At 59.6% G+C, this 17,078-nt stretch carries 14 protein-coding genes and 2 pseudogenes; 5 read left to right on the top strand and 11 right to left on the bottom strand.

Annotated elements, in window-relative coordinates; translation table 11 throughout:
- Both ABIB00_RS23475 and ABIB00_RS23480 read right to left on the bottom strand, forming a co-directional pair.
- Window positions 1–971 (bottom strand): LuxR C-terminal-related transcriptional regulator (locus tag ABIB00_RS23475; protein WP_354106019.1); only part of this gene is annotated, 971 nt, incomplete at its 3' end.
- A gap of 262 nt (window positions 972–1,233) precedes the next feature.
- On the bottom strand, window positions 1,234–1,857 hold the full coding sequence (locus tag ABIB00_RS23480; RefSeq protein ID WP_354106020.1) for a response regulator transcription factor: 624 nt from the start codon (window positions 1,855–1,857) through the stop codon (window positions 1,234–1,236).
- 2,426 nt (window positions 1,858–4,283) lie between these two features.
- On the opposite strand from ABIB00_RS23480, the gene ABIB00_RS23485 reads away from it, so the two are divergent.
- From ABIB00_RS23485 to ABIB00_RS23495, 3 genes are all read left to right on the top strand, one after another.
- Window positions 4,284–5,789: an adenylate/guanylate cyclase domain-containing protein gene (locus ABIB00_RS23485; protein WP_247350961.1), complete on the top strand. Its 1,506-nt coding sequence runs from the start codon at window positions 4,284–4,286 to the stop codon at window positions 5,787–5,789.
- Window positions 5,790–6,258: 469 nt separating this feature from the next.
- Window positions 6,259–6,795: a hypothetical protein gene (locus ABIB00_RS23490; protein WP_247350960.1), complete on the top strand. Its 537-nt coding sequence runs from the start codon at window positions 6,259–6,261 to the stop codon at window positions 6,793–6,795.
- Window positions 6,796–7,332: 537 nt separating this feature from the next.
- On the top strand, window positions 7,333–7,824 hold the full coding sequence (locus tag ABIB00_RS23495; RefSeq protein ID WP_247350959.1) for a hypothetical protein: 492 nt from the start codon (window positions 7,333–7,335) through the stop codon (window positions 7,822–7,824).
- Between the two features lie 948 nt (window positions 7,825–8,772).
- Here the strand turns inward: ABIB00_RS23495 and ABIB00_RS39125 are convergent.
- From ABIB00_RS39125 to ABIB00_RS23530, 8 genes and pseudogenes are all read right to left on the bottom strand, one after another.
- Window positions 8,773–8,985: a BstA C-terminal domain-containing protein gene (locus ABIB00_RS39125; protein WP_502917876.1), complete on the bottom strand. Its 213-nt coding sequence runs from the start codon at window positions 8,983–8,985 to the stop codon at window positions 8,773–8,775.
- Window positions 8,918–9,376 carry a KilA-N domain-containing protein gene (locus ABIB00_RS23500; protein ID WP_354106021.1) on the bottom strand — a complete coding sequence of 153 codons (459 nt, stop codon included), beginning with the start codon at window positions 9,374–9,376 and terminating at the stop codon, window positions 8,918–8,920. Before ABIB00_RS23500 ends, ABIB00_RS39125 begins: the two co-directional genes overlap by 68 nt.
- A 34-nt stretch (window positions 9,377–9,410) precedes the next feature.
- Entirely contained in the window at window positions 9,411–11,021 is a 1,611-nt protein-coding gene (locus ABIB00_RS23505) for a sensor histidine kinase (protein WP_247350955.1), read from the bottom strand.
- 44 nt (window positions 11,022–11,065) lie between these two features.
- On the bottom strand, window positions 11,066–11,497 hold the full coding sequence (locus tag ABIB00_RS23510) for a hypothetical protein (RefSeq protein ID WP_346730992.1): 432 nt from the start codon (window positions 11,495–11,497) through the stop codon (window positions 11,066–11,068).
- A 19-nt stretch (window positions 11,498–11,516) separates the two neighbouring features.
- Window positions 11,517–12,431 (bottom strand): DUF2950 domain-containing protein, encoded by a 915-nt coding sequence (locus tag ABIB00_RS23515; protein WP_247350944.1) that lies wholly within the window; start codon window positions 12,429–12,431, stop codon window positions 11,517–11,519.
- Window positions 12,428–14,107, bottom strand: coding sequence for a DUF3300 domain-containing protein (locus ABIB00_RS23520; protein WP_354106022.1), 1,680 nt, complete (start codon window positions 14,105–14,107; stop codon window positions 12,428–12,430). Before ABIB00_RS23520 ends, ABIB00_RS23515 begins: the two co-directional genes overlap by 4 nt.
- Before the next feature lie 449 nt (window positions 14,108–14,556).
- A pseudogene (locus ABIB00_RS23525) lies at window positions 14,557–14,699 on the bottom strand (HlyD family secretion protein); the annotation flags it as partial.
- Window positions 14,692–15,108 (bottom strand): annotated as a pseudogene (locus ABIB00_RS23530) (hypothetical protein). The pseudogenes ABIB00_RS23530 and ABIB00_RS23525, both read right to left, overlap by 8 nt.
- Before the next feature lie 169 nt (window positions 15,109–15,277).
- Here ABIB00_RS23530 and ABIB00_RS23535 point away from each other — a divergent pair.
- Both ABIB00_RS23535 and ppk2 read left to right on the top strand, forming a co-directional pair.
- Window positions 15,278–15,733 carry a hypothetical protein gene (locus ABIB00_RS23535; RefSeq protein ID WP_247350941.1) on the top strand — a complete coding sequence of 152 codons (456 nt, stop codon included), beginning with the start codon at window positions 15,278–15,280 and terminating at the stop codon, window positions 15,731–15,733.
- Between the two features lie 40 nt (window positions 15,734–15,773).
- Window positions 15,774–16,574: a polyphosphate kinase 2 gene (gene ppk2, locus ABIB00_RS23540; protein WP_247350938.1), complete on the top strand. Its 801-nt coding sequence runs from the start codon at window positions 15,774–15,776 to the stop codon at window positions 16,572–16,574.
- A 38-nt stretch (window positions 16,575–16,612) separates the two neighbouring features.
- Here the strand turns inward: ppk2 and ABIB00_RS23545 are convergent, their stop codons facing one another.
- Entirely contained in the window at window positions 16,613–17,047 is a 435-nt protein-coding gene (locus ABIB00_RS23545) for a hypothetical protein (RefSeq protein ID WP_247350937.1), read from the bottom strand.
- Between the last annotated feature and the right edge of the window lie 31 nt (window positions 17,048–17,078).

A 17,078-nucleotide genomic window follows, 5' to 3' on the forward strand; every position in this document is an offset into this window, starting at 1 on the left:
TCGAGCTCGTAGATCAAGGCGGCGAAAGCTGCAGCCATGAAGATGCTGTAGCTGCTCGAACCCGGCCTCGGCGCGTTGAGTGTTGCCTGCGCAAATAGGCTCGCGGCAATCTCGGCCAAGGGATCGACGATTTTGCCGGTCGGCGATGACGTCCCAGTTGCGGCGCCGGCGCGGTCCTTGGTCGCGCCTCTGGCCGGGGTCCCGCCTGATACTGCTTCCTTGCGACTGATTTTGATGGTGACCACCTCCGCGCACGCGTTTTCGGCCATGACCGTGCAACTTTCGGTTGCGGCGTGACCGAGCGAATCGTCCAATGCTGCCAAGATCGCAACTGCCAGGATACTCATCGCGCCATAACGGCGCGACAGTGCCAGCGCGGCGAGCTCCGTCCGGCTTTTGATTCCGAGCTTCTGTCGCGCGTGGTCGATGTGAATCCTGACGATCTCCGGAGAGACACCGAGCATCCGAGCAATTTCACTGTCCGACAAACCTTCGGCGACGAGATCCATGATCGTCTGCTCGTTGACGGTCAGAACCGCCAGAACGTTATTGCCGAACGAGGCGATCCCATTAGCTTCGTTACCGACCCTAGCCAGGTCGGACCCGGGTTTTTCCAGCCTCAGGGACTGCACCAGCGCTTCTGGTTTGGCGTTCATCGAAATCGCGCCGCAAGCACCGGTCGCCAGTGCCCTGGCAAGATCGCCGCAGGCGACAGTAGCAGTAAAGAACACCAGCCGGGAGGAAAGGCCTTCGTCGTCCACGACGGCGAGGATGTCGGAGGCGGTTACATCTGTGAACCCGTCCTCCAGTAACACCACATCGGGGGTCAAGCTGCGAATAGCCGCAAGGCAACTAGCTCCATCAAGACAGCACGCAACCACTTCGAAATCGGGCTGCGCTTCGAGTAGCGATACAAAACCCTGCAGAACAATGGGATGTCGATCTGCTATCACAAGTCGAACGCGACGCATGGGCTTCCTTCGCTCGGCCTTGCAACACAAAATGAGAAGCGGCGATTTAACTCCGCTCGGCCGATTGCGTTCCTAATGTGATAATGGAGTTCGTGCGGATGCTTCTGACGATGAGTTCAAACAGTCCGTGCGGATAGCTCCATATGGCTCACCCTGGCCGTCCAGAGGTCGTACCGCTCGATGGCATTTGATGAGCAGAACTCTCTCCGATGTCGCTATTGCGCGAAAACGGCCGAAAAACTGGATCCCAGTCGACGACTCTTCACCGGTACAAATCGATCTTCACTGCAATCCGGACGAGGTCGGAGTGATTTTTAGCGCCGAGTTTGGACTTCAGCATGGAAGTCGTGTTGGCAACAGTTTTGTAGGAGATGCCGAGTTCGGACGCGACTTCTGAGATGCGGTCGCCGCGACCCAAAAGCCTCAGGATCTCGAGTTCGCGTCGGTTCATCTGCGTCAAAGGACTGGCCTTGATCGCCGCACCCACGAAGGTCGTCGCTTCAGCCAGACGCGGTGAGACGAAGCGCTCCCCGGCGGCAACCTTCCGGATGGCCTTGGCCAGGAGACGGGGATCATCGCTCTTTGAGACATATCCCTGAATGCCCATCTCCACAGCGCGCACCACGAACGCTGGATCTTCACTCACGCTGAACATGACTATTTTGGCGGCGGGATCATCCCTGCGGATTCGCCGGGACAATTCGAAGCCAGTAAGGTCGGGAAGCGTCACGTCAACCACGGTGACGTCGGGATGCTTCTTCAAGTACGCACGGTGGCCGTCCTTTGCATCGAAAGCTTCCAGGATCTCGACGGAAGGGTCCGAAGCGAACAAGGCCCGGCAGCCCGTTACGACAACGGGATGGTCGTCGACGATCAGTATCCGCATGTCGTTCTGGCCCTCATTACACGTCCTCACTTCCTCCAGTTGTGCAAACGTCGCGAGCGCTGGAAAGGTTCTGTGTCCGCGCGTGACGTCGGGCGATCCAACCGTTGGAGCACGAAGTGCAGCAGGCGGCCCCGGGATGAGGTAGGCGGCGGCCAGAATGGCCGCGACCGCCGTCGCCTAGCGTACCCAGATTGGAAAGTCGGACTTGATCGTCAGGGGCCTCGCAGTCTAACATCGACAACATCGAATATCTTATCATCGACAATCCGCCTCCTGGCGTTCTTCGGCTCAAAGCAATCAACTGGAGAGCTCCCTCATTTGGCTTGCCGGTGGCAATTGCTGCTAAAATCATTCGCGGCGATCCAACGCCTGCGATTTTGATGACGGCGACTCCGAGCACAACATCCCCCGCGATCGGCTCGACCTTCACAATCAAGACAACCATTTCCAACCCGAGTTACGAGGCATATGGGGTTCAGGTATCAGCGGCGGCAGCGTCTAGCGGTCTAAGCCTGCTCGGGGTCTCGACCACTCGCGAGGATGGGGTGGCGATGGATTTCCCAAATGCGGCCAGCCTCACACTTGGCACGGTAACGGAGGCTGATACGCGCTCTGCCATCTGGAAATTCAGTGCCACCTCGCGAGGTCCGCAGACCGTCCGCTTCAGCGGCCGGTCCAACAATGGCGGCACCGTCTTCAAGAGGGTGACCGTTACACCTTGAGCACCCCGGGCGGACTCTATCCTCGTTTGACCAAGTCGCCCGAGACATTCACACTTTGCTCTTAGTTCAGAGTTCACGGTCGGCCGACTCACGAATGTATAGTTGTTGACGCCCAGGAAGAGCACGCAAAGGTTCGAGGGATAGCCATCGAATAGCGGACCTCCGAGATCAGCAGCTTCGGACGAGAGGCCAACCTTCGGCAAAGATCGATCGGATCGGTCAGTTAACGGATTAGTAACGGCTTCTTGCCAGCCTATAGCCATTGCAGATCGTCGCAGCGGCGACTTCAGAAGCATATCGTCTCTCTCAGTTCATACCTGCTCGGTTGGCAGTCTCTTCAAGGGACAAGTCCGCTATGTGCAAGGGAATTCTGATTTCGCTTATTGCGCTATTCTTTTTGCTGATTTGCGATCAGTTCTGGTCAAACGGCCGCTATACGGATGTTGCCATCGTCATGGCGAAGCACATCAGTCGCTCTTTCGGGGTCTGATGCAGCCAGTTTCCACGAGCTCGAAATGACTGACGCAGTTGCTCTTGACGCATTGAACAAGAGAGAATGCCCGGATTGCTGGTCCAGAAGAATGTCATCTGGATTGCGGGTTGACATTGCGGAGCACTTTGAGTGCCTCGCCTGTGAGGCACGGTTTTACGTTGCTCCGCGACCTCCACATGCCAAGGTCTTCATCCGACAATAGGCCTGCGCGATGATCAAAATGCGCTTGCTATGGATCAACAGCGCCTGCCGTCATTGCCGACAGCCTACTTGCAGCCGCGGCAGATCGTAAAGCTTGCGTTTTAATGCCTCATCTTCTTGTTCGACCAGGTGCTGCGCCACGATGCTATCCGCCCTCGAATTGGGCTTGGAACCTCTTGCTACGCGGGGCTTCATGGTTCGCGCCGCATAACCCGACATGTCAATATCGTCGGACCGTGCCGACGCTAAAGCCATCGTAGTCCACGGCTGGGCTGAGGACCGACGAAGGCGCACCGATCACTGGTGTAGACCAAGCCTTGTCGGACGCTCCCGGCGGGAGAGCGTCCGTCCGCGATAACGGCCCGCCATTGGTCTTTGCCGAAGGCCTCAAATTTTTGGCGAGCGCTCGTGGCGGCGACACTTTAGCCCGCCGCCGTTGTCGGCCAAGCGTTCTTAGGGGTGGCCGGAGGCGCCGGCTCCTATTCAGTAGAGGGCGGAGCAAGCGAAAGCGGCGGAGCGACTAAGGTCCGGCCTCTGGGCGCTGCCCTGCAACCAAACGCCAGCAGACACGATGCCAAGACCAAGAGCGTCACGCTTTTCATCCGCGTCCTTCAAACGGCTTTGTTTGACCCGTTGACGCATGACCCTCCGAGCCAAGCTAATGACTATCTAGCTCATATGGCGATCAATGTTGACGGAAATGGGCGGGAGGGGCATCTGCCCGGGCCTTGAGCTTATTTCATAGCGTAGCGCCGACGGCCCGCTCTAGACTTCAACTCCAGAACCGCGCTGCACCGCTCTCATGGACATGTTGGACGGAGACCAGACATTGCCTATTCGATCAAAGTGTCGCATTGCCGACTGATACAGGCCAATAGAGCTGACTTTTCTTATCCGGCTCGGTTCGACTAAAACAATTGGGCAAAAGAGCGTCCGCGTCGATTGTCGCGTGGCTAATCGAATGGCCGACCAACCAGTATTGCCGGCATGGAGCGAGGTATCATACTGATATGCAAGGGCCCTCCCCAGTCAACGAAGACCTCCTGAGTCAGCGCCTCATAGAGCTCGGGTCGGCAGCGAGCTGGGCGCCGCGGATCCTTCCGGATCTCGCAGGTTTTATTCACGCCTCCGGCGACTATGATCTCTTTCGCGTCAATCCTATCCAATACGCGACTGCCAACGGCCTAAGTGACGCCGAAGGAATCGAGCTGTTTGTGCACGCCGCGAAGGTTGGCCTATTCGAGATGGAGTGGCTGCTCATCTGCGCCTACTGTCCGCAGGTCGCAGGCACTTTTCGTGAGCTAGACCAGGTTCATCCACGTTTCCAATGCGAATTCTGCAACGCCCTCAATGAGGCGGCCCTTGACGACTACATTCAGGTCACCTTTACCGTCTCGAGTTCGGTTCGCGACGTCATATATCGTCATCCGGACATGCTGTCCGTCCAGGACTACTATCTGCGTTACAACTTCTCCAAGGACTTCAAGCCCCCGCACGGAATGACACACGAGCGACTCGTTGCGGCACTCTCGCGGGGATTTGCCGATATCGAGGCGGGTCAGCGGTTGAACTTGGAATTCGACGTAACAGCCGGCCGTTTCGAGGTGCTCGATCTTAGCCATAAGCTTCTTCTGGTTTTCTTCGCGAACGGTGAACCGGCGGAGCGCCAGGAAACGCTGGTCCAGCTCGAATCGGGCCGGTTCGTAGTTGCGGATCGGCCCACTGGGCCGAGGAATATGATTCTTGGCGACGGACGCTTTGCATTTCGACAGACGGCCGATCTTAGCCCAGGCAAACATATTATCCAGATTGAGAACCGCACCAAGGATCGAGGCCGCTTCTGGTTTCTCCAGTACCCTTCCCAGTTCCAGCCCCATCTGGTCGAGTATGAGCCGTTTCTTTCCGGTAAGCGATTGTTGCTCACCCCCTGCTTCGGCGAACTCTATAAGACCCAACTGGTGGATGAGCGCGATAGTCTAGCCGTTTCCGACATCACCTACCTGTTCACTGATCTAAAGGATTCGACTTCGCTGTACGAAAGCATCGGCGATGTGAATGCCTACTTTCTCGTCCGTCAGCACTTCGACATCTTGAATAAGATAATTAGGAAGCGATCTGGCACGATCGTGAAGACGATCGGTGATGCAGTCATGGCTGGCTTCGAGCGTCCACAGGATGCCGTTCTTGCATCCGTCGAGATGATCGAAGAGCTGTCGCGATTCAACAAAACCGCTTCGCAGCCGCTCGGCCTTAAAATCGGCGTGCACAGAGGCAGGGCCATAGCCGTAAGGCTCAACGACCGGATCGACTACTTCGGACAGGACGTGAATATCGCCGCCCGTGTGCAAGGTCTAGCCGGTGTCAACGAAATATGCCTGACAGAAATGGTGATGGAGGCTCCCGGAGTCAGTGACATCGTCAAAGGATGCCCGGCGTCGCGCGACTACCAGAACTTGAAGGGCATCGGGCAGAAAATGGAAATACATCGGATCAAAATTCCTCCGGCGCAGAAATGAACGACCGCGCGCGTCCTGCGCAGCGGCAGACCGGATCTCGGCTGCCGGTTTGTGCGCCGATTTCGCGCTGCGGCGGTGGGTGCCTGTTTATCCTGGGCGGACGACGCCACCAGGCATCAGCGTGTTTGCGTTCCCAAGCCGCGGGATCGTTCGGGTATCCAATGTTATGGAGGAAGTCGGCCTTCGGGTGATTAGGCTCGCTCCAGGAGCCGCACACGTAAGCAGCGCAACATTCGCATTTGTACGCCATCGAAGCCATTAGCTTGCAAGTGAGCGGAGGTGACGCCGACCTTTGCGTGCCTGAGAGAGCGAATCCTCTCCACGCGCATAAGGCTCGTCTCCCTCTTCGGTCGAATGGCGTCGCTTGTGCATCGCAACATCGCTGATAACCACGTTTCCATTTTTAATCTATCTTTAGCGATCTACTAAGAATTCCGGTTTCAAGGTCGCCTCAAATGGGAGGCGACCCATGCCGTTGACGAAATATTTCGGGTTTGTCGGCAGCGCCCTTGTCCTATTGCTGATCGGATTGGGGTGGTGTTTGCCGCAGCAAAAGGCGGAACCTACCGGTGGCTCCACCGACAGGCCAGCCATAAGAATCGCCTCGGCCGAACGGTTACCCGAGCGGGTCATTATCGACACGAGTTTGCCGACGATTGTCTCGCCCCCGAGCGTGGAGTTTGCTGAACGATGGCCACAAGCAGCTGTTGCAGCTGTCGTCCCTCCTCCCAGAACAGCAACTCCGGCGCCGGTTGGTGACGTACCGATAAGGCCGAATCTCGCAAACCGAGAACGTTCGAAAAAGGTTGCTGTTCAGCATGCAGCGTCAAAGACGAATATCGAACCCTCGAGGAACGACAAAGCCACGACTCCGCCTGCAGTCGCTGAATTGACTCTGTTGGACAGCTTGAAGGAAGGGTTGGGGCGAGCGCAGGAAAAACTGATGGCAAGCCTCGAGCCCCTGACTACCAACGCTTCGAAGTTCCGGCTCGAGAAACTGCGATGATGCTACTACCCAACTTCGTCGTTGGGCGCTGACCGCGATCGCACCTACAGAAATGCCGAACACGACAGATGAGGCACCCGAAGGGGCGCAAGCGTTCCTCGAGCGAGATACTGCACCAGCACGAGGCTGTCTTTTCCAGCCTGCGAGCGCACCGATCCCGACGATCTGTCGGAGGGATCCGTCGTCGAACTGAAGCGCGCAACCAATGACGACACGGCTGAGGGGATCATTTGATGATCTCGTCTCCGTCGCCAACAAGGTGGCTGGGGGAGCGATGAATAGGAGATGCGGCGCCATGCACAATGTTTTCCTTGGCATCACTTTCGCCGGAGCCCTGGCGCTCGTCTTAGCCTCTCTTGTCGCACTTCAAAGGATAATCGAGTGATCGTCGCCTGACGATCCGTTGCACTGCTTGCGAGGAACTTTGGCCTGTCGCGGTTTCTTCCAAGTGTGTGAGCCATCTCTCACAAGATTGCGTCGAGTCTGGCGTAAGTTCGGCGTGTAGGTCGCCTTCCGCAAACCATCGTGGAGATCGAAATGGCCAAAAATCCGACGGGCTCTGCAAGTGACCGTCTCCCGCATCCGTTCAGCGAATTGCTCGCCGCCGCCACCGTACCGCCGCAAGCCGAGTTCCTCGTGCACAGCGTGAAGGTCGTGTGCGGCAGACAAACCGAGACGAACTGCTGCTGTACCGCAGGCGCCCGGCCGGGCGTGTACGCGACCGAGGTCAACATTCAAAATATTACCGGTCAGCCGGCGCAGGTCGCGAAATTCTTCGTACCCTTGATCAACGCGGGCGCGGTTATTGGGCGCGAGCCCAAATTCGCCGATCCAGCCAAAATCTCTCAACACACCGGCGAGCTCATCACCCTTCCACCGCTGGCGGCGACGATGGACGATTGCTGCCACATCGCGGAGTTGCTGCTCGGCGGCCCCCAAGCGGAGAGTCGGCGCTCACGATCGGCTATCTCACGATCGGGAGCTTCTTCGAATTGGCCGTCTCTGCGGTCTACACAGCGACCCCCCTGAGCGGGGACGGCATCAGCATTGACGTCGAGTACATTCTGCCGCGGCGCCTGGGACGTGGCCCGGGTCAAGGCTGAAAACCGCCTGACAGAACAAAGGTCCTTGCGAGGTGTTGGTCGCCCTTTGCGCACGCATGGGCGGTCTTCCTTGCCAAGGAAATCCGCCTGCGGCGCAAGCGGGTCCCGGGCCTTGACGGATTCGGTCGCTGACGCATTTGGCATCTCGCGAGCAAGCATTCAGCTTCGTTTGAAGAACATCCGAGCTGCTACGCGAGCAAGAACGGAGATTCGCGAACGAATGTTATGGAATTTTGCCGACTGATAAGCTTTGCGACCAAAGCTTATCAGTCGAGGCAAACGACGTATGGAGCAGCCACCTGAGCTCTTGGTAAAGCGCTAAAGGTTTGGTGCTTTTGGATCCAGGGGTGTCTTGTCAACCTTATTGATCTAACTCGCTTTTTCTTACGCCCCCGCAATAATAGCTACGGTGTTCGCAACGGTCGCCTCAGCACCATCGCAACCGTAGTTTCGCCCGCGAACTTGCCCTGTGGCCTGCCCCCAACCTTCGTTCGCAATGCCCGAGGGAGCGGATCTAAGGACGCACGAACGACCTGAGCACATGTCTTTTAATCACGGGGTCCTGGGTTCGAGCCCAGCGCGCTCACCAAGCAAAATCAAAGACATATGGCGAACTTCCGGGCCCCCGAGAAATCCCCGTATGGGCACTGTGTTGGCAAATCGACTGGCGTCCTAAGCATTGAGGATGGCGGCGCGGTAGTCGCTCGCAACCGATAATAGGGACAGCCCGCTTAGCGCCTGCCTGCTCGGCCCCGCCAGATCCGGGGCAGATGCGCCTCCATGTTCGAGAGCTTGTTGACGTCCGTGCTGATGCTGTCCCGTGGGCGCCGATCTGACGGAGTCCAGCGCCCACTCCTTGTAAGGCCAAAAGATCTCAGTTCAGCTTCTTAGGCTTGTTCGTCACGATTAGCTTCGGCAGATATTGCAGAGCCTCGCTATCCCGTCCGCGGAAATAGTCGATCGCTCGGTGCGGCAGCCACTCCTCTCGAAAATGCCGACGGAAATCAGCAAGCAGCTGCTCAGGATTCGGCCAAACCCTTCGACCGGTCCTCGTAGACGTGCCGATAAGTTGGAAGCGCGTCGGTATCTATGCCGTGCACATCACACAACCACTTACAGAACATCTTTCCATGCGAAATGTCCGGCACCAGTGCTCCGGCAGCGTGTAGCCCATACACCCAATGCGACACCTGTACCGCGAACTTTACCGATAGCCATTGCGCAAGGTGGATCGCGACTTGTGGGTGAACCCAGCTGCCCTGGATCCGGATATCGCCACCTTTCATAATTTGGATCAGACCCGAAGCCGGAATTCTGACTTCGGCCGAAAGCGCAGCGACGAAGTCCTTGGTCGTCTTGTTCTCGTTATAGTGTTTGAACTCTCGTCCCGCGGCCTGACACACCGCCGTTGCGTTAACGTAGCCATCACGGGGCGCGGGTGAAGCTGAGGAGAGGCTGCGAGCTTCTGCGCGCCCCATTCCACAAGCGGTTCGTGCCAACCCACGATGCCTGCTACGGTGCGCTCGGCGCTCTCACAGGGAGGGAAATCTCGAAAATCGAACCCCGAGAGCTCGATTCAGCGAGAACCAAGCTGCCCTCGTACCTTTCGACGATCGTGCGGCAGATCGCGAGGCCTAGTCCCATGCCCGCTGGCTTGGTCGTGAAGAACGCCTCAAATATGCGGCCCTGGTCCTCTGGATGCACTCCGGCCCCGGAGTCTTGGACGAACAGGACAACGGATGATCCTCCTTCGAGGCGGGTCCCGACGTTCAATAGGCGGCCATCAGGGGGCATGAAGCTCATCGCCTCGATTGCGTTTTTCACCAAGTTCAAAATCACCTGCTGCAATTGCGCAGGATCCGCTCGGACCAGCGGGCTTTCAACTCGAAAATCGGTCACGACCGACACTTCGTTGAACTGCAGATCGTGCTGCAGCAACCTCAAGACGTGCCCCGTAACATCCTCGACGCTGATCGTGGCCAGTTGATCGGCGGAATCCTTGAACAGCCCGCGAACGCTCGCGATTGTCGCGTCAACCCTGAGGCTTGCGTCTTCGATGTCCTTGAGAATGACGCCGACCTCCTCCAATGGCGGAGGCTTGACAAGAAGCAGCTTGAGAACCGTACTAGCATTCAACGTGATCGAACCCAACGGCGACCTGATTTCATGCGCAATTGCCGCGGTGGCGGCGTCGATGCTCACCAGGCGGTTGGCTCGCTCTCGCCGCTGCAATGTCAGAGCGCTCGCCAGCCGCGCGTAAAGCACGGTCATTTCGGTCAGCAAGACCGAGAGCAGCAAGCAGCTTGCGACCAGCGCGAAGCCGCGAGCCGCATACCAACCCACGGAAAACCGCGCCGAGCTCGCGACGGCGGCGACCAGAAAGTTGGGCAGCCACGCCAACAAGGTCACCATCAGCCACAGATCAAGCACTGTCCCCCTGCGGATAAACAGCAGCAAGAGCACAAATGCGCCGAGAAAGAACAGCGCGACGTTGATTTGATTGCCAAGCCGAGTCTGTGTCGTGACGCTTGTCGTGTAGAAGCTGGGCAGATGCTCTACACCGGCGGTCACAAGCCACGACAGCACAGCCACTGTCCCGATCACGCCCGCAAGTGTGAGTGCTATTCCTGGGGGCGTCGACCTGGAGGAGGTCTCGTTCGTCTCCTTCAGCAGTACGTACCCGAGGATGCTGAGGGCGAATGTGGTGTGCCACAGAACGAAAAACCAAGCCGGGGTATTGTAGCCGTCACCTATGATTCCATTTGGGGCATAGCCGCCCGGGAAGCTCAACGTCTGCAAGAATGCAAACGAGGCACTGAAGAGATAGCCGCTCGCAACGGCCGGCAACGCGCGATGCGGCTGCACCGAATATTGGGCGAATAGCAGGATTGCCGTGAGAAGATCGGCTGCGCTCAGGACCGTTTGAAGAACCGGAACGAAGCTGTCTATTCTGCCGATCTGGATGTGCGCAAACGGCGCCACCAGCGCCGCGACCGTGACAATAGCGATAACGACGCCAACAGCTATGGCCCGCTGTCGCGGCGTCGCGGGAATCAATGCGACTACGGCGGGAAGATCGCGCTCTGTTGCGGATGCATACCGGAGCGCTTCAGCTTTCAGCATTGGATCGCACCGCCTCGCACCGAGCAACTGGATTGACTATATCGTCACTCCTTCAGCGATATGGTAATCTCGCTCAGATTGGCGGCGAACTCCAGACCAGCTTTTGGACCTTGCAGCACGATCAGGACGCCCTTGTCGTTGCGCAGGTGAACGCCGTTCAGTCCCCCGACCAGGGCGGCGCCACCTCCGACGGAACTGTAGGTGCCAGCGAAATCGCCGACGTCGCGGATGCCAGACGCCCAGCCATCGAGCCGGCCGATCGTGGCGCCTGCGGTGATGCCAAAGCTCATGCCGGTGATCTTGAAGGGATAGGTCTTGCCGCGATAGGTCAGCACGCCGCTGCCGGCGCCACCGCCGACCAAGAGGCCGGCCTTGACGATCCTGGCGCGGACATGGCCGGCGGCCTGTGCAAAGGCCTGCGTGCACGGCGCGGCAAGCCCGAGTACCAAGAGGAGCATCGTGGTCAGGCGAGACACCCGCGGGCGCGCCCTCGATTCAGGGCTTTGCGGCATCCGCCTTCTTCCAGGTTTGATCGGGATCGAACAACGTGGTGCGCGGGGCGACGAAATCGGTCCGGCTGCCGAGATCCTTCTCGTAGACGGTCCCGGCATGGTTCACCAGGAAGGTCATTACGCCCGAATTGCCGTACTCGGCGGGCCAGGCGATCAGCGCAAAGCCGCCGATCATCTTGCTCTTTACGACGTAGTTGAGCGCGCCGCCGGGGGCATCAGACCCCTGCCCCTTCAGAATGCGGAAGTAGTAGCCGTGATAGGGCGCCGGCCCCTCGCCCGGCTTGTACCCTTCGGCAGATGCCTCCGCGACCAGGGCACCCAGAGGACTGGGATCGCTGTCGTCGCGCCAGAACAGGCCGTCTTTCTTGCCGGGCGCGGACAGGAAGCGCTGCGCGTAGACGCCAGCGCCCTCGCCGCGATCCTTGTCGGCATATTCGTTCTGTGCATCGACATAGGCGAGTGCGGTCTGGATCGCGTCGAGCTCGTTGCGGCCAATGCGGCGGCGAAGCACCTCGATGCGCCCCTCGTCAGCGTCGAATTCCCAGCCCGTCTTGGTGTTGACGAGAGGGATCGGGAACGGGAAGTCGTCGGTCCCAAGCAGCAGCGTGGCCTTCTTGTTGCCCTCCGCCTTGATCGCGTGCCTGGCGTCGTACATCGAGATGAAGCGCGCGCGGATGTCGGCGTCGGCGACCTCATCGCCGGACGAGACGATATCGTCCGCCGATCTGCCGAGCACTTTCAGAATATCTCGCGGGCCGCTCTTGGCCGCCGCGGCCAGTGCCGATGCGGCCTCCTCCGGTGTCGGATAGGATTGCTGCGCGAGAGCCGCCGTGCTCATCAATGCGACCGTGATGATGCCCGGCAATGCGGCGCGACAAAGCGACTTCAGGCCGATCATGGCGACACCTCCGCAGGAATCCTCGCGCCGCCCTCGAGCCAATCGCGGTAGGTGCGGAATTTCAGCCCGAGCTTTTCGTAATAGACCCGAAGGTAGCCGTCGCTGCCGCGGGTCACCGCATCCGGCATCACACGCTCGACCTCCTGCGCCATGACGCCGACATAGGCCTTATGGCTGCCGATGTAGGAGAAGCGGTAGTAGCCGAGCCCGCTGGCGAGATTCCCGAGCAGAACGATGTCGTGCTTCAGCGCGATGTCGGACCGGCGGCCACCACCCCCACCGCCGCGGCCACCTCCGCCGCCGCCACCGTGGAATCCGCCACCTCCGCCGCCCCCGCGCCCGGCGAAGCTCGGTGCGCCGCCGCCGCCACGTGGCATGCTCGCCATGCTGGACCGTCCGCGCGCCGATGCCGCGGCTGCCGACCGGCCGGAGGAGACGTTCATGGCGCCGCCGCGGTTGCCGCCGCTGGGCCGGTTGCCGGCACCGCCGCCGGCGCGGTTGGCGGTCTTTGCGCGGTCGCCGCCGGCCTTGGCACGATCACCACCGCCCTTGGCGCGATCGCCACCACTCTTGGCGCGATCACCGCTCTTGGCGCGATCGCCGGCGCCGGCGCCGGCGCGGTCGCCGCCACTGGGCCGGTCCCGCGTGCCCGCACGGTCGCCCGCTCCGGGACGATCTCCACGATCCCCTGCGCGATCGCCGGCTCGGTCTCCCGCACCCTGATTGGGACGCAGCACCTGATTTCCGTCGCGACCGCGGAAATCCTGCCGGTCCGAAGCCCCGGCCTTCAGGTTGTTGTTGCCAAAACGCTGCTGAACATTGGTGTTGTTGTAGCGCACGCCCCCCCGATGCGCCGCATTGTGCTGCCAGCCGGTGTTGATGTTGGCGGTTCGGTGGTTGACGTAGACGTTGCGATTGCCCCAATTGCAGCCGCCACCCCAGTAATTGCCCCAGCGTCCAATCGCCCAGGCCGTGCCGAACGCGAGACCTGCAGCCACCACGCCGGCGCCGATATAGGACGGATACCCAAAATAGTAGGGCGGATACTCGGCATAGGGCCAACTGCCGTAAACAGTCGCCGGATCGTAATACGGCACGTAAACCGCCTCGGGATCGGCCTGCTGAATGACGACGACCTGCTTGTTATCCTGAGTCTGGACGCTGATCTTCTGCTGCTTGGTGGTTACCAATTTCTTGTTGTCATAGGCCTTTGTGCGCAGGCGCTGGATCGCGTCCATCACATCGGGCTGCTGGGCGAGAAAGGCATCGCCGAGGTTCTTGGTCCATTCGAGCTTGTCGCTCATCATCGTGAGCACGTCCGCGGTGCTTGCGAGCGCCTTGACGCTGTCGTCCCAGGCCTGCTTGTCGACCTCCCCCTTCAGCGCATCGCCCTTCAAGGTCTTGTGCTCCTTCAGCCAGCGGTCGGCCTGGACCACCTCCAGCGGATAGGTCGAGGCAGCCAGCACGTTGGCAAGGAGTTCGTCGGGATAGAGCGCGATCGGCGCGACCAGCGCTTCGATCTGCTCGGGCTTCAGAAGCTCGGCGGTCGGTGCCGGCGGATTTGCAGGCTGCGCCTGCGCGCTCGGGGCCGCCGGCGTCGTCGTCTGCGCCGTCGCAGCTGCGGGGACCGCCACCACCAGCGCGAGCGCCATCAGGGTTTTGCCGGAGCTAAACATCACAGAGCCTCCATTGCACTTTCTGTCGGGCAGGATCGAGCCGAGGCACGGGCGCTTGTTGATCGAGATCAACGAAACGGGCCCCGACGCACCGCTGCAGCGCAAGATTGGCGCGTCCTTCGAGCAATTCGGCCTCCACCAAACCCCGGCCTGCCGCCGGCACTCCGAGGACATTTGCCGTGCACCTTGATGACGAGCTCAAGCCAGATGCGAACTGCACCGGGAGGTCGCCGATCCAGGATGACGAGAAACAGCAGCAGCAAGGCGAAGAGGCTCTCGTCCTGCAGACCAGAGCTCGTCGATGCCAGCAACGAAGGTGTCTCAGCTCATGCCTTCATCCGGCAGCCTCAGACGTCCCAACTACCGCCATACGCACACAATCAGCATAAGCGTAACGGCAGGGGACAGCTCAATGGCCGAACTGTCAGCACCGCGTCACCACTTGGCCATAGGTAGCCGGTATTGCCCCATGGCAGTTCGTAGCAGATCGAGAAGAAGTGATTTCCTTGCCGAAGCGCTTACCCTGAACGTAGCGGCGGTAGAGGTAGTCGGGCAGGATCGTCAAAAGGGAGCAGATCATGAGCTCAAGCATGGCTATGCTCACTTTCCCTGGTCTTATCCGGCTTGTTCGTAGGAGCGGGAGCTGAGCCGATTCCCTTTGGCTCGTCCTCTCCAGGCGTCGCATCGGCGATCTTCTCCACGGAATCGGCGATGCTGCGCAGCGGCGTTCCAAAATCCGGGACGTCGATCAGGGCCAGAAGCAAGCCCGCAATCCAAAAGACGTGCATTTGCGCGAACAGCGAGATCAGGCCGAGCACGGCCACGATCTCGAACTGTAGCTTCTGCGACTTGTACGCCATCCGTTCCGGCAGGCTGTGCAGGCGCCAGTAGAGCGTGCCGGCTCAAAACATGATGCCGATCAGGACCAGCGCCATCACCAACATCAGAGTATCGATCCCGCTTCTCGGTGCGAGATAAAAGGGCAGATGAGACGGCGCCATCGGATGAATCTGGTCGCTCAACTAACTCTCTCCCAATCAGGAAATCGCTCTGAGCCGAATGTGGGCAACCGCATCCTGCGTTTGCTTGATTTGAATCAAGGGAACGCCCGTTGCCCGACCTAGCCTTACGCGAATGCTGATCGTGCACAGTCTGTCAGGAGCCACAGCCATGTCCGGCCTCGATGATCTCATTCCAAACGCCGCCCAGATCCGGAAAGAAGCCGCTGTCAAGGAGGCCGAGAAGGCCGAGGAATTTGTCCGCATCGCAGCGGCTGCCGAGGCCGAGAAGCGCGCGCTCATTGACCGGCTGAGCAAGCCCTCCGGCAAGACCGAGGAGGAAAAGATCAAGCTGGCTTCGACCATCATCCAACGTGCGGTGCGAAACGGTCTGACCGAGGTCCTAGTCTATCGCTTCTCCAACACGCTGTGCACGGACAAGGGTCGCGCCATCAACCAGATGGAAAAAGGCTGGGAGAACACGCTGACGGGAATCCCCAAAGAGATATTCCAGCTTTGGACCGACTACCTGAAGCCGCGCGGCTATCGCATAGCTTACCAGATCATTGATTTTCCGGGCGGCATGCCGGGCGATGTCGGCGTCACGATCTCCTGGGGAGATGATTGAGCTCGACGGCTTCGAATCCGAAGCAACGACAAGGACAGACATGGCCAAGGACGAGCCCGCGGAGCGGATGAAGCGCAAGGACTATGAAAAGCAGCTGGAAAAGCTTCAGATCGAGCTTTGCCAACTCCAGGACTTCGTGCGGGAAAAAAAGCTTCGGGTCATCGTCCTCTTTGAAGGCCGGGACGCCGCGGGCAAGGGCGGAACGATCAAGGCGATCACCGAAAAGGTCAGCCCGCGCGTGTTTCGAGTGGTGGCGTTGCCGGCGCCCTCGGATCGCGAAAAGACGCAGATTTTCTTCCAGCGCTACATGCAGCAGTTTCCCGCCGGCGGCGAGATCGTGATCTTCGACCGGAGCTGGTACAATCGCGCCGGCGTCGAATATGTGATGGGCTTCTGCACACCCACCGACCACGATCGGTTTCTCACGCTCTGCCCCGAGCTGGAGAAATACATCGTCGACGGCGGCATCATCCTGATCAAGATCTGGCTCGAGGTCGGCATGGACGAGCAGGAGCGCCGCTTTCACGCCCGTATCGATGATCCGGTGCGGCAATGGAAACTGAGCCCGATGGATCTGGAATCCTACGGGCGCTGGTACGATTATTCGAGGGCGCGAGACCTCATGCTCAAGAAGACGAGCACGAAACACGCGCCATGGTACATCATCCGCTCCGACGACAAGCGCCGGGCGCGGCTGAACTGCATCGCACATCTGTTGAAGGCGATCCCGCACAAGCGGATCAAGAAGGATAAGGTCAAGCTCCCGCGGCGCTCCGACAAGGGACGCTACAACGACCAGGCCGGTTTGCGTGGGATGAAGTTCGTCCAAGAGCGATACTGAAAATCGGGCCGCGCGGCAACGCGGCCCGATTGCCTGTCCTACTTCAAACGGATCGTGACACCGCCGACGGCCGCCGACACTTCGGCGCCAATCTTCGGGCCGCTAAGCTGAAGAATGACGCCATTGCCGTTCTGCAACTGCACGGCACCTGCACCCGCTGCAACCGCCCCACCTGCTCCGCCGGCTGCATAGGAGCCCTCGATCGAGGCCGGCCCCCTCAGATTGAGAGCACGGCCGACGAACTTGGTAGTGGAGGCACCGATCGTAAGGCCCACGCTCATGCCGGATACGGTGAACGGATATTTCTTGCCGTGGAGCAAGAGGACGCCCTCCCCGCCGCCAACGCCAACAATGAACCCGCCTTTGGTGAAGACGACCGCAACCTGGCCGGTATCAGCGTGTGACGGCGTAACGAAACCGGCAGCGCCAATGGTCAAGGCCAACTGTACGGCAAGAACAACAGACTTTCTCATTACTTTCTTCCCCTCGGGTTATGGCGCCAAG

The organism is Bradyrhizobium sp. LB14.3 (assembly GCF_040547985.1).
Taxonomy (GTDB): Bacteria; Pseudomonadota; Alphaproteobacteria; order Rhizobiales; family Xanthobacteraceae; genus Bradyrhizobium.

Excerpts from the sequence above, each read along its gene's own strand:
- ABIB00_RS23480 (WP_354106020.1), bottom strand. The coding sequence starts at position 1,857 with ATGCGGATACTGATCGTCGACGACCATCCCGTTGTCGTAACGGGCTGC.
- ABIB00_RS23485 (WP_247350961.1), top strand. The coding sequence starts at position 4,284 with ATGCAAGGGCCCTCCCCAGTCAACGAAGACCTCCTGAGTCAGCGCCTC.
- ABIB00_RS23490 (WP_247350960.1), top strand. The coding sequence starts at position 6,259 with ATGCCGTTGACGAAATATTTCGGGTTTGTCGGCAGCGCCCTTGTCCTA.
- ABIB00_RS23495 (WP_247350959.1), top strand. The coding sequence starts at position 7,333 with ATGGCCAAAAATCCGACGGGCTCTGCAAGTGACCGTCTCCCGCATCCG.
- ABIB00_RS23500 (WP_354106021.1), bottom strand. The coding sequence starts at position 9,376 with ATGGGGCGCGCAGAAGCTCGCAGCCTCTCCTCAGCTTCACCCGCGCCC.
- ABIB00_RS23505 (WP_247350955.1), bottom strand. The coding sequence starts at position 11,021 with ATGCTGAAAGCTGAAGCGCTCCGGTATGCATCCGCAACAGAGCGCGAT.
- ABIB00_RS23515 (WP_247350944.1), bottom strand. The coding sequence starts at position 12,431 with ATGATCGGCCTGAAGTCGCTTTGTCGCGCCGCATTGCCGGGCATCATC.
- ABIB00_RS23520 (WP_354106022.1), bottom strand. The coding sequence starts at position 14,107 with ATGTTTAGCTCCGGCAAAACCCTGATGGCGCTCGCGCTGGTGGTGGCG.
- ABIB00_RS23535 (WP_247350941.1), top strand. The coding sequence starts at position 15,278 with ATGTCCGGCCTCGATGATCTCATTCCAAACGCCGCCCAGATCCGGAAA.
- ppk2 (WP_247350938.1), top strand. The coding sequence starts at position 15,774 with ATGGCCAAGGACGAGCCCGCGGAGCGGATGAAGCGCAAGGACTATGAA.
- ABIB00_RS23545 (WP_247350937.1), bottom strand. The coding sequence starts at position 17,047 with ATGAGAAAGTCTGTTGTTCTTGCCGTACAGTTGGCCTTGACCATTGGC.